Below are 12591 nucleotides of genomic sequence, written 5' to 3'. Positions count from 1 at the left end.
ATTTACCCCCTTTCAATACTTCTTATCATATATTTTTTGATCTCTTCAATATCTAATCCATATCTTTTCGCCTCCAATATAGAAATTATATCTTTAGCTTCATATTCTAAAAGATGAATATATGCAATTGAAAGAACTATATTGAGTCCTCCTGCTTTTAACAGTTTTAAGAACATATAATAAAGATATCTGTGTATCCTTCTATCCATATACAAATCTATCTCTTGTTCACTATTAAATAAAAACTCATATTTAGTAGCTAAGACCCTATCTATTAGTTCTTCTTCAGTTCCATAAGCCATCTTTTTTAAATCGTTATATTTAAATACAAAGCCATGGGTGAGTGTAAAGTTTATTAGTTCCTCTGGAAGAAGCTTGTAAAACTTAATTCCTCTATAAATCCATTCAATGTTTAAGAGGTCTTCATTGATACCAAGAATTTCTTGAAATAAATCTCTATCTTTTTTACCTAAAAATTTAGATTTAGTATATAGGAGATTAAAGTATAATTTATCTAAATTCATTTCCATATAAAATATTGTCTTTTTATCTTTTTGATCTTTATAAGAAAGTAATGCATTGTAATAAATTGTTCCTTTTAGACTATCTACAAATTCTTCTAAATTAGAAGTTTTCATTATTTTTGCTAAATTAAAACTATGATACTTTTCATTTGAAAATGTATATTTATCAAGTTTTATAGACTCATCTTTTCTTTCTAATATCCTTATATAAACTTTTAAAAATTCAATATCATATCGCAATAACAAAGTTTTAAATAGATCTCTATATTCATCAGTAAAAAAGTTTAATATCTTTTCATATTGATCTATTATATGATTTCTTAATGCAAATTCTACATCTTCTAAACTATTTATATCGTCTATTGACTCCATCTCTTTTTTATACACAGTGTTTTCAATAAGATATTCTATCTGAGATTTTAAATCTTTTTTCTTCATTAAGTTTATATAATCTAACTCATTTAAGAGATTTGATTTTAAAACTCTTATCTTGGTGTTTATAGCTGAAAATATTCTTTCATTACTCATATAAATCCCTCTATTCTTGACCTAGGAAAAGGTTTTCAAATACTTTTTCTACTAGCTTTTCTTTTTGTTTATTGTAGTTAATATGGATCTTATTAAGTAATGCTATATCTTTATTTGCCAGTTTTTTCACTTCTTCTTTTCCCTGACTAATAATTTGTTCATATATTTTTTCACTTTCTAGTTTTGTTTTGATACTAGATTCTTTTTCCAAATTATAAATGGCTTTTTTTAATTCTAATTCTTGTTTTTCTATAAGCTCTTCTACTTCTATTCTTATAGAGTTTGTTTCTTTATCAATTTCTATAATTCTATTTATTATTTCTTTCATGCAATCCCTCCTATTTACCCTATTATACTCTTAATATTAATTAAGTAAATTTACAAATATTAGCTATTAAGTTGTTTTAAACCTAAAAGTGATTTTGTGTAGAGGATTAGTCATATTTCACTTGTTTCTTATGCTTATACATTGATTTTCTCCGTTTTACGGCTATTCTTAAATAAATTATAAATTAGTGCTATTTAAATATATAATTATAAAAAAAGAATACACCTTTTAAAGTATATTCTTCTAGCTAAAATATTATCTTAATTCTTTCAACTTTTCTTCTACATATTTTTCAATAGGTTTTCCAGCTAGATTCACTTTTGTTTCATCCATACTATCTACCATAATATTAAAGAAATTGATTATTAGTTTGTTTCCATCAATATAGTATTCTTCTAAATGCCCTGGTATAAATACAACTTCTAATTTTTCAAAATTGCTCTCTAAATCTTCCTTTAAATAATCTAAATTTAAAACTTTTATAGGTCTTACCATATTATTCATATTATCTAAATCTTCCAGCATCCACATATTATGGCTCCAAAATCTTGATTCTTCTTTAGTAGGATGATTTACTTTTTCTCTATTTGAAATAGCAGAAAGCACTTTTCTTACAGACTCCTCTTTAAAGTTGTCATTATAAAGATATTTCATATCTTCTTTTTCTGCAACCTCTATCATAAAAGCATCACTTACCTTTTGTCTATCTCTAATAGATTGCCAATAAAAAAGCATCATTTCTACTACATCTAAGTTTACTGTTATTGTTTTTACCATTTTTCCCCATCTCCCTAATCATTTATTTAACTATTTATTTAATTATTTTTTTAAATACATCTTCTTTACTCTTCCAATTGCAGCGATTCTCTCTTCTGCCATTCTATTTGCTGCTTTATAAGTTGGAATATTATCTCTTTTAGATATTTCTATTATCTTTTTAACGCTATCATATATTCCCGCTGCTCTATCCATAGCTCTTTCTTTATTATATCCTTTTAATTCTTCATATACATTTATAACTCCGCCACTGTTTATTACATAATCAGGTATATATAAAATCTCTTTTTCCATTAGCATATCACCATGTTTTTCTTCTGCTAATTGATTGTTTGCACACCCTGCCACTATTTTACATTTTAATTTGTCTATAGTAAAGTCATTGATAATAGCACCCATAGCACAGGGTGCAAATATATCACAATCTACGCCATATATATCATCTGGATTTACACTTTTAGCTCCAAATTCATTTACTATCTTTTCTATACTATCTTTTCTAATATCAGTTACAAGAAGTTTTGCTCCTGCCTTATGAAGATATTCACATAGTCCATATCCCACAGCTCCTAGCCCTTGTACTGCTACAGTCTTTCCTTTTAAACCTTCACTACCATATACTTCATCTACTGCAGCCAAAATTCCTTTAAATACACCAAAAGCTGTAACAGGCGATGGGTTACCACTTTTACCCTCAAGTCCTACTACATAGTTTGTTTCTTCGTTTATATAAGCCATATCTTTAGTCCCTGCATTCATATCTTCTGCAGTTATGTATCTTCCACCAAGACTTTCTACAAATCTGCCAAAAGTTCTAAAGAGTTCTTCACTTTTTATCTTTTCTGGGTCTCCTATAATTACAGCTTTCCCTCCACCAAGATTAAGTCCTGCAGCAGCATTTTTATAAGTCATTCCACGAGCTAATCTTAATACATCTATAATTGCTTCTTCTTCTGATTTATAGTCCCAAATTCTCGTTCCACCAAGGGCAGGTCCTAGGGTTGTATCATGTATTCCTATAATAGCCTTTAATCCGCTATGCTTATCTTGACAAAATACAACTTGCTCATAATCATATTCTTTTAAGTAGTCAAATATATTCATTAAAACGCCTCCTCTTTATATATCTTGCTGGAAATCATTTTCTCTTACAATTATTTTAACTTATTTAAACGCATTAATCAATAGATATAAAAACATCTATTGATTAATGTTAAAATTAAAATATATTAAATTCATCTTCTCCATCTATAACTTCTATATCTTCTGCCATTACTTTTTTTACTTCTGAATAAATTGGTCCTACCTTACACCATTGTATAAATTTTTCTATCTTTTCTTCTTCTCCTTGAGCTTCTATTTCAACGCTACCATCTCTTAAATTTTTTACAAATCCACTTATATCAAATTCTCTCGCCTTTTGTAGGGTACTAAATCTAAAGCCTACCCTTTGAACTCTACCAAATACATTTATAACTACTCTTCTCATATATCTCACCTCTAAATATATATACCCAAGTTCTGTCTATATATTATTGTATAGATATTAAAAAAAGAAACACTTGAAAGAAAAGATCCAAGTATTCCTTTTTTATATTGTTAAAACAGACTTTTGTTTCTTATACTTTTAAAAATCATAAATCCTATTAATATAATACCTATATATCCATTTATTACATATACCTTATTTACTAGCTTATCAAATGGAATCAATACTCCTATAGTAGTTCCAATTACTGTTAAAGAAATTGTTAAAGTTTTAAACTTTTTTGTTTTTTCCTCTGCAAACCTAGCAATTACTTGCCAAAGTAGAGGAACTGAAGTTGTATATATACCTGCTATTACTATAGCTGAAAAAATAATAGCCAAAATAGGATGTATCATTTGAGCCAATGCTAAACTAGGAACTTGTGATCCAGCTAGCTCTTTTATATTAGCTAGGATTCCTAAAACTATAATAGCTAATGCTAAACCAAATCCTAGAGTACCAAAGAGTATTCCTAAAACAGATTCTCTTTTGCTTTTACTTGTACTTCCCATAGAAGCTAAAAATCCTGCTAACCATATCATACAAAACCCTACATATGATAGTGCTGCAAAAAACCAATTTGTAGATGCCTTTAAAACTTCAACTTGAGAGAGAATAGTATTTGCATTCCTTAATCCTTCTGGATTTCTTGCAATTGCAAATATACCAAGGGTTATTGTTAAAAGGATAATAACAGGTCCTATTTTGCTTATTACATCTACTATATTGCTTAGTCCAAATATTACAGTTGCCCCTGCAATTACTCCAAGTGCTATTCCTCCTATGGGGATGGGCAATCCATATTGCTGATTTATAGCCGAGCCAGCACCTGCTATCATTACTATAAATGACATATATATAAAAACTATAGAGTAATAATCAAAAAAGGTTCCTATTTTATTTCCACAGTAGTATTTATATATTTCATTTCCGTTTTCAAACTTATGCTCCTGTCCTACACTCATAAAGCTACTTCCTACATAAAAGAATAATAAAGATACCGTTAACACTCCAAGCAATCCTTTGAAACCATAAGAACTAAAATACTGTAATACTTCTTGACCTGTTGCAAAACCAGAACCTATTAAAAATGCAATAAATGCCCCAGCATAACTAAAAACCATTTTTAAATCAATTTTTCCTTTTAACATAAATTCCCTCCTCGCTTTTTTAAATACAAACTAATATCAATTTAAAATCCTTAAATGGATACTAATCTTTACTTAATTTACATAATAAATTTTAAAGGCTAAACATCTCAAAGTCACTTTAACACATTATATCATTAAAGTATTAAAAGGTAAATAGTAGAAGTTTCATTTTATCTTAACTAGAAAGATTTGATATTGTTAAATTTCTATTAATTATAACAAAAACCATCAAGAGAAAGTATAAATATACTTTCTCTTGATTTTGATTTATATTAGAATTGTGTTGTTTCTGTAATTTCTGTAGCTAAACAATCTAATGCTCTATTTACCATATCTTTTCTTAAATCCTCTTCTTCTTGTTTGTCAAGATTTGGATTTCCTACTGGATAAGGAATAGCAATAGTTGGAACTATTCTATTAGCACCTACTGATTCTGAAATCGTAGTGATAGTAGACATATGAACTATTGGAATACCGTATCTTTCTATTTCTTTTACCATTGTTGCACCGCAACGTGTACAAGTACCTCACGTAGATGTAAGGATTACACCATCGACACCTGCTTCTTTTAACTCTTTTCCTATCTCAGTACCAAACTCTATAGATTTTCCTACAGCAGTACCAGTACCAGTAGTTGTATAGAAGTATTTGAATACTTTACCTATCTTTCCTTCTTTTTCAGCTTGCTTCATAAAGTCTAATGGAGCTACTCTATCAGGAAGTTCATTTGCATAAACTGGGTCATATCCACCGTGGATAGTTTCATATCCACCTTCTTGAAGTGAATCTACACCACTTACATCATATTTACCCCATTTTTGAGCACTTGCTGATTGAATTCTATCAGGGTTTCCTTCTGGAACAATTCCTCCCGATGTAACTAAAGCTATTGTAGCTTTTGATAAATCTTTAATAGCTGGAGCTATATCTACTTTATCAAACACTGGCATTGGAAGTTCAGTTTCAAATTCTTCATTATTGAAACGAGCAAGTAACATATCAACTGCTCTTTTAGAACCTCTATCTTTTGCAAATACTGTAAGTCTCTTTCCTTGTGCTATATATCCTTCTTCTGCTGGAGTTCCTACTTCTTCTCCTGACATTAGTTTTTTAACTATTGCTGCCATCTTAGGAAGAGCATTTCTCATATCAGCTGCTGAGTCTTTTGTTTCTACTATTATAGCATTTCCCTTAGCATGATCTACTGCTGGGTTTTCTATATACATTCCAGTAACAACTTTTTTACCCATCTCTGCTGCTGCATTTACAACTCCTGCACATGCCATACCATATCTTCCTGCATTAAAAGCAGGTCCTGCTACTACTACATCTGGGTTTTCTTCTTTTATTACATTTTTTATATATTCTAAAGCTTCTTCGTTATTTTCGTTGAAATAGTTATCTCCACAAATTAGTGTTCCTACTACTTCACCTTCATCACCTAGAAGACCATTGAATCCTAAAGCAGGTCCTATTTTTTCTTTTTTGTATTCTGGAGCCATTCCCGCTTTATCTTCTCCACCTACTTGTCCAAAGAACTGATTAACATAATATAATACTTTGAATTTCATATTTCATCCTCCTCTCTAAAATTAATATAATTTAACTGTTAAATTGTGATATCCTATTTCTGAAGTAGCTCCTATAACAGCATTTAACTCACACTGTAATGATCCATCTTCTTCTAGAGCGCCTTCCCATCCTCCTGCTAATGTTGCAATCGCTTTATCATTTCCGATTACTTTATCTGCTGGTGGTAATTTTACAACATGACTTACGTTTCCAGTTGAAACTACTGCTACTGCTTCTTTAGTAGTATCTGCTAGAGGCTGGCTCATGCCATCTCTTCCTGAACATTCATCTGTTATTAAAACAGTTTTTATTCCATTATCTTCTAATTTCTTACAAATCATAAGAAGGTCAGAGTCTGGGTTTCCGTATCCTTCTTCAGATACTATAACTCCATCTGCTCCAAGGTTCATACATAGTTTAGTTGTATAATCACAAGTTCTAAACTTACCTTCTAGAGTAGTAAGTTCTGGAGTAAGGATAACTCCTAAGAAGTTTATAGTTTTTCCATGTTGCTCATATAAGTCTAAGATAGATGAGTTGTTTTGATGTTGATAAGTTGTGATTTTATCACAAGCTGCAACACAGTTACCACTTATAACTGCTCCATCTAATTCTTCATTTGGATGAAGAAGAGTTGGAAGTATAAGTTGACTATTTACTCCATATATATATCCATCATGAAGTAGACCTTGAGAGATAAGCATTTCTACATAAGCTACCTTTGGTAGATTTGGATATTTTTTAGCTTCCTCAACATGGCTTCCCATTTCATATACTTTTACTTCATCTGGTTCTACATCTCTTCCAGCTTCTCCTACATACTCAGCAGCTCTAAGTCCTGCAAGTCTAACAGCAGCTTCATGATCATGTGGTTTTAAGCCTTCTACTGGTATAATATCTACCACTAGATTGTAAGTACTTGAAAATGGAGTCCATTTTGCACCTTCGCCCCACATATCTACTACACCTTCTTGGAAACCTACTATATCCCCTACAGTTACTATTGCAGCACCATAAAGTATATTTACTTTTCCATCACCTAATTGAGCCATTTTTGTAGAAACTCCTGGAAAACCGTTTCCGTCTCCTTCTATTTTCACTCTTGGTTCAATAACGTCTTTTACTGGTATAATTCTTGTTTTTTCGCCAGGTCTAGCTACATCTAGCTTAACATCTTTAATCTTTTTATCTTCTTTAAGCTTGCTTATTAATTCTTCCTTGTTTACTGTCAGAACTCCACTCTTTACACTAGTTTCATTTCCTAATTGTATATCCTTGATATGGATTCTTCTTTGTTCTAGTCTCAAGGAAAGTCACCTCCACATTTATTTTTTTTAATTCTGCATTCTTTTGAATTCACCTATAGCTGATTCTAATAGATTTTCATCAATTAAAGAATAATCTTCACTATTTACTACATCTGGATTTCTATTCTCCATCTGCTTGTTATAGTTTTCTATACTATTTTCAATAGTATTTATATAGTATTCTTTATTTATCTCAGAATTTCCCTCAGATTTCTCTCTTATTATAATAGAACGATATGGGGAGAAGAACATTCTTATACTTGCTCCTAGTGGATGATTAATAAGTTCAGCACCATTATGAACTAAGTCCCTAACTTTAAATAATACATCTTTAAAACCACCATCTACAAATATAATATTTTCATATTTATCTTTTACACTTGGATTGTTTGTTACTATATCATAATCAAATGTATTTTCCATGCGTTTACCTCCCTCCATACGTTCTGTTATATATTTATTTAATTAGTTATATTTTCCATGCTCATTTCTAATTCCACTTACTTCTTCTATAATCTCATCTACGTCTAATACCATTTCCATCATACCGATTTGGTCTTCGTAAACTTCAGCATCTACTTCTGCTTTAAATTCTGGTTCTACTGCGTGATATACTTTAAGTCCCAACGGAACTCCTGCTAATGGGCCTGCGTAAGTAGGGTCTCCTGCAGTTACGGTTTCGGCAGCTAGCCCTGCCGCTTCTGCTTCTGCTCCGCCTATAATCACAACTACATTTTCTGCACCGTGTTTATCTGCGATTTCTTTTACCCTTCTTTGATTCTCTAGGTCCATTGCTCCTGCAGCCGTTCAGACAAAACACTCTGTAGATGAAAAAACTATCTCACCTGCAGATGTAGTGTTTACACATGCTTCCATAGCTGGTCCTGGAATACCATCCCTATCTCCAATAATTATTACTTTTGAATCTTTATTGAAAATTGACATATTGTAACCTCCCTTTAAAATATATTGTATTGATTTTTAAATTGTGTTGAATGTTTTTCAACTGTTTATATTTAGTATTGTATATGTTTTCCACTTGTATTTCAAGTGCATTTTATAAAAACATATAATAATTTTAAAATATTTATTTTAAAACCCTTTAAATAATTGAAATTTCAACATATTATAATAATATTTATAATTAAATTCGTTATATTCAAGGTTAATATTTTACTTGTAATAATTAAAAATATGCAATCGTTTTAGAGTTTATGTTCTCAATATGTTTGAGCGAATTTTTACATAGAGGTTTGTCGAATAATATCGAATTTTCTCTATTTTTATTCGTTTTATAAGATAGAAAGTTTAGTATATAATCTCACTTATGTTTAAAAAAAATACAAATGAGGAGGTAAATTATGGCTACATGGAAAATTATGCTTGGACTTCAAGCACTAACCACTACTATTTCTTTAATTGCTATAATTGTTTACATGATTACACCTGGGAGGGAAAATTAATATGAGTTTAAAAGTTTGGTCTATAATAATGTTTGCACTTTTTTTAGGTTCAATGGTTATTACAGGAATAATGTCAGCTAAAAAAAGTAAAAATTCTTCAGGAGATGTAGGGGAAGAGTATTATCTAGGAGGAAGAGATACAGGTCCCGTTATGTTAGCATTTTCTTATGTTACTGGTTCTGTAAGTGCCGCAGCATTTATGGGGGAACCAGGAGTTATGTCACAAGTAGGTTGGCCTTATTATTGGATAGTTGTTGCTATTATACCAGGGATGATATTTCCAGCATTACTTTTAATGAAAAAACTAAGAACTAAATCAGAGGAACTTGGTTCTCTTACGATTCCACAGTATTTAGGACAACACTATAAAAGTGATGGCGTAAGAATCGTGATAGCGCTTGCAATATGTGTATTTTACTTATTTCCATTAGTGGCACAGTTTAAAGGTGCAGCTGTTTTATTGGAATCTTTTACTAATATCCCATTTAATACAGGGATAGTTATATTCACAGTATTTATTGGTTTTTATGTAGCGTTTGGTGGTCTTAATTCTGTTGTTTTGGCTTCCTTTATCCAAGGAATTCCAATGTTTTTCATAGCCATTATATTAGTAGTTACTGCTCTTAAAGCAGTAGGGGGATTTGAAGGAATAGAAATAGGTCTTAAAGCAATAGACCCAAATATGTTAAAGATAGTTGAGCCTAGAAGTCCAGGTGCATTATTTCCTATAGAGGGAATTATAGGAGTATTTTTCTATTGGGCAATCATGTTTGTATCTCAACCATATCTTGCAGCTAGATTTATGAGTATAAAAGATACTAGCAAAAAAACTATAGGAACTTTTTTAATAGTTGTTTTAGTATTAACCATAGCATTAAACACATTATACTTTACAGGTCTTTCAGGAAGAATACTTTATCCAGACCTTCCAGGAGACTATATTACATCACAACTAGCTATAGATTATCTTCCAACTGTTTTATCAGCAGTTATGATGATAGGAATATTTGGTGCAATGATGAGTACTACTCAAGCTATGCTCTTAGTAGTAGCACAAGCCATAGCAAATGATCTTTATGTACAAACTATAAATCCAAAAGCATCTGGAAAAACAGTAATAAATATTACAAGAGCCGCTGTTGGAATAATTAGTGTAATTGTTCTAGTAATGACATGGCTTAATCCACCAGAATTTTTATCAATATTCTTATATCTAGGTTTAAGTGGTATAGGTTCATCTATTGCAGTTCCACTCTTTGCATCACTTATGTGGCCTGGAGCTACAAAAGAAGGGGCACTTGGAGCTTGTATAGTAGGTCCTATAGCATATATAATATTCCAAATGATTTTAAATGTTAATCTTTGGTTCTCTTCTATGCTAGCTGTTTTAATTTCAGCTACAGTTATGTTTATATTAAGTAAAGTATATTCAAATAAAACATTAAAAGCATAAATTAGATATATAAAAGGCTACTGGCAAACGATTAATCGTTTTCTAGTAGCCTTTTATAATATCTTTGTTTTTATAATGGCCATAAATATAGAATTAGAGGTGTTCCTATCACTAAAACTAATATAGTTAAAGGAAGACCTAGTTTCCAATAATCAGTAAACTTATATCCTCCAGGACCCATTACAAGCATATTTGATTGATGAGCTATAGGAGTTAAAAAAGCTGATGAAGATGCTACAGATACGCTCATAAGAAGTGCATCAGGTGATACTCCCATAAATTTGGCTAAACTAAATGCAATAGGTGCCATTAAAACTGCTGATGCCGAGTTACTTATAAGATTTGTAAGGATAATAGTTATACACATAACAAGCACTACCATCATATAAGGTGGCAATACTATTGAAACCCTACTAAGGATATTGGCTATAGTTTTTGATCCACCACTACTTTGAAGTGCACTTCCTAAAGGAAGAAGAGCACCCAACATTAAAATCGTTGGCCATTCTATTGCCTCATAAAATTCTCTAGGAGTAATTACTTTTAGAAGTACTAAACTTATAGCTGCAAGTGAAAATGCAATTTGCACTGGTAAAAGTCCAACAGTAGTTATTGCAATGGATATAATAAAAATCAGTAAAGGAAGTACTTCTTTCTTTTTATCTTTGTTACCTTCTATTTCGATTTTTCTTTCAGCCAATGGAAGACATCCAAGTTTAGAATAGGTATCTTGAAGAATACTAACTGGAACTTGCATAAGAAGTATATCTCCTGACTTAAATCTAAATGATTTAAGTCTTTCAATAGAAGATACTCCTTTTCTTGAAATTGCTATTAGATTTACATTAAATCTATTTCTAAGTTTTAATTGTAGGGCAGTCCTACCTATTAAAAATGAATCTTCTCTTAAAACAACTTCAACTAAAGCCATCTCCTTTGAACTAAGTGAAGAAGAAGGATCCATCTTTGCACCTTTTAAAGAAAGTCCAGTCCTTTTTACAAGATCACTAAGTTCGGATGTGATAGCTCTAATTATAAGGACATCTCCTAACATTAAAGTTTCATAAGCATTTGGAGCTACTATCCTTCTTCCCTCTCTCACTATGCTTAAAACATTTAACTCAAGCTTATAGACTCTAGAAAAATCCATTAAATTTCTTCCAATCATTTTAGATGATTCAGTTACAACTACTTCAGAAAGATAACTCTCAATATTAAATAAACTTTTCTCATCTTGAGATTTTCTCCTTGGTATTAGTTTCCACCCAATAAGTATAGTAAATAAAATACCTACTAATGTGAGTGTTATACCTACAGGGGCAAAGTCAAAAAATCTAAAGGATTCTCCTCCCCCTATTGTCCTGTAACTTGAAACAATCAAATTTGGAGGTGTACCAATTTCTGTTATCATTCCTCCTAAAAGAGATGCAAATGATACTGGCATAAGCAATATAGATGGAGATAATTTATTATCTTTAGCTACCTTTATAGCAATAGGCATAATAAGAGCAAGTGCTCCTACATTGTTCATAAATGCTGAAAGTATTGATGTAACAACCATAAGACTCATTATTTTAGTTGTAGTTTTCTTGCTCCTTTGATTTAAAAACACTACTAAAAGTTCCACTACTCCTGACTTTACAAGAGCACTACTTATTACAAGTACAGATGCTACAGTTATAACTGCAGGATGACTAAAACCTAAAAATGCATCTTGAGGGTCAATAACCCTCGCTATAACAAGAACTATAAGTCCAGATAAAGAAACAAATTCATAGCGTACTCTTCCATCTATAAAAAGATAAAGAGTAGCAAATATAACTATAAATACAATAATTTGTGCGTTCAAATCAATTCACCTCTTCAGATTTTATTTCTTTTATATTTTTTTATAAGAAAAATACATATTATGTATATACCCATTTGAAAAATTAATTTTCTCATCTATATAATCTTCTTC

12 protein-coding genes are annotated in these 12591 nt (G+C 30.8%); 1 reads left to right on the top strand and 11 read right to left on the bottom strand.

Translation table 11 applies throughout. The features are described 5' to 3' along the window. Positions 1 to 2: 2 nt before the first annotated feature. From TICRE_RS01625 to grdA, 10 genes are all read right to left on the bottom strand, one after another. Positions 3 to 1052 carry a V-type ATPase subunit gene (locus TICRE_RS01625; protein ID WP_075724466.1) on the bottom strand — a complete coding sequence of 350 codons (1050 nt, stop codon included), beginning with the start codon at positions 1050 to 1052 and terminating at the stop codon, positions 3 to 5. A 10-nt stretch (positions 1053 to 1062) separates the two neighbouring features. Next, complete coding sequence (locus tag TICRE_RS01620) at positions 1063 to 1380, bottom strand: hypothetical protein (RefSeq protein WP_075724465.1); 318 nt, start codon at positions 1378 to 1380, stop codon at positions 1063 to 1065. Between the two features lie 255 nt (positions 1381 to 1635). Next, positions 1636 to 2157, bottom strand: a complete 522-nt coding sequence (locus TICRE_RS01615; protein ID WP_075724462.1) for a TDE2712 family protein — start codon at positions 2155 to 2157, stop codon at positions 1636 to 1638. A 42-nt stretch (positions 2158 to 2199) separates the two neighbouring features. Next, positions 2200 to 3261, bottom strand: coding sequence for a Glu/Leu/Phe/Val family dehydrogenase (locus tag TICRE_RS01610; protein ID WP_075724459.1), 1062 nt, complete (start codon positions 3259 to 3261; stop codon positions 2200 to 2202). A gap of 115 nt (positions 3262 to 3376) precedes the next feature. Continuing rightward, positions 3377 to 3646, bottom strand: a complete 270-nt coding sequence (locus tag TICRE_RS01605) for an acylphosphatase (RefSeq protein WP_075724457.1) — start codon at positions 3644 to 3646, stop codon at positions 3377 to 3379. Between the two features lie 110 nt (positions 3647 to 3756). Next, positions 3757 to 4836: a YkvI family membrane protein gene (locus tag TICRE_RS01600; RefSeq protein ID WP_075724455.1), complete on the bottom strand. Its 1080-nt coding sequence runs from the start codon at positions 4834 to 4836 to the stop codon at positions 3757 to 3759. 272 nt (positions 4837 to 5108) lie between these two features. Beyond that, positions 5109 to 6407: a glycine/betaine/sarcosine/D-proline family reductase selenoprotein B gene (locus TICRE_RS01590; protein WP_084191726.1), complete on the bottom strand. Its 1299-nt coding sequence runs from the start codon at positions 6405 to 6407 to the stop codon at positions 5109 to 5111. A 21-nt stretch (positions 6408 to 6428) separates the two neighbouring features. Next, a complete protein-coding gene (locus tag TICRE_RS01585; RefSeq protein ID WP_075724449.1) occupies positions 6429 to 7715 on the bottom strand; it encodes a glycine/sarcosine/betaine reductase component B subunit in 1287 nt (428 codons plus the stop codon). 27 nt (positions 7716 to 7742) lie between these two features. Then, a complete protein-coding gene (locus TICRE_RS01580; RefSeq protein WP_075724447.1) occupies positions 7743 to 8138 on the bottom strand; it encodes a GrdX family protein in 396 nt (131 codons plus the stop codon). Positions 8139 to 8180: 42 nt separating this feature from the next. Continuing rightward, on the bottom strand, positions 8181 to 8660 hold the full coding sequence (gene grdA, locus TICRE_RS01575; RefSeq protein ID WP_084191724.1) for a glycine/sarcosine/betaine reductase complex selenoprotein A: 480 nt from the start codon (positions 8658 to 8660) through the stop codon (positions 8181 to 8183). A 519-nt stretch (positions 8661 to 9179) separates the two neighbouring features. Here grdA and TICRE_RS01565 point away from each other — a divergent pair. Then, the gene (locus TICRE_RS01565; protein ID WP_075724441.1) at positions 9180 to 10631 is read left to right on the top strand and encodes a sodium:solute symporter family transporter; all 1452 of its coding nucleotides are present in this window, start codon (positions 9180 to 9182) and stop codon (positions 10629 to 10631) included. A 70-nt stretch (positions 10632 to 10701) separates the two neighbouring features. Here the strand turns inward: TICRE_RS01565 and TICRE_RS01560 are convergent, their stop codons facing one another. Further along, positions 10702 to 12480, bottom strand: coding sequence for an SLC13 family permease (locus tag TICRE_RS01560; RefSeq protein ID WP_158016376.1), 1779 nt, complete (start codon positions 12478 to 12480; stop codon positions 10702 to 10704). Positions 12481 to 12591 lie beyond the last annotated feature (111 nt).

Origin of the sequence: Tissierella creatinophila DSM 6911, from assembly GCF_001940565.1 — a bacterium.
Classification (GTDB): Bacteria; Bacillota; Clostridia; order Tissierellales; family Tissierellaceae; genus Tissierella_A; species Tissierella_A creatinophila.
Note: the sequence above shows the minus strand (reverse complement) of the source record. Positions and strands in the feature narration are given on the sequence as shown.

Bases quoted from the DNA above. Each gene is read 5' to 3' on its own strand.
- TICRE_RS01625 (WP_075724466.1), bottom strand. From the start codon at position 1,052: ATGAGTAATGAAAGAATATTTTCAGCTATAAACACCAAGATAAGAGTT.
- TICRE_RS01620 (WP_075724465.1), bottom strand. From the start codon at position 1,380: ATGAAAGAAATAATAAATAGAATTATAGAAATTGATAAAGAAACAAAC.
- TICRE_RS01615 (WP_075724462.1), bottom strand. From the start codon at position 2,157: ATGGTAAAAACAATAACAGTAAACTTAGATGTAGTAGAAATGATGCTT.
- TICRE_RS01610 (WP_075724459.1), bottom strand. From the start codon at position 3,261: ATGAATATATTTGACTACTTAAAAGAATATGATTATGAGCAAGTTGTA.
- TICRE_RS01605 (WP_075724457.1), bottom strand. From the start codon at position 3,646: ATGAGAAGAGTAGTTATAAATGTATTTGGTAGAGTTCAAAGGGTAGGC.
- TICRE_RS01600 (WP_075724455.1), bottom strand. From the start codon at position 4,836: ATGTTAAAAGGAAAAATTGATTTAAAAATGGTTTTTAGTTATGCTGGG.
- TICRE_RS01580 (WP_075724447.1), bottom strand. From the start codon at position 8,138: ATGGAAAATACATTTGATTATGATATAGTAACAAACAATCCAAGTGTA.
- TICRE_RS01565 (WP_075724441.1), top strand. From the start codon at position 9,180: ATGAGTTTAAAAGTTTGGTCTATAATAATGTTTGCACTTTTTTTAGGT.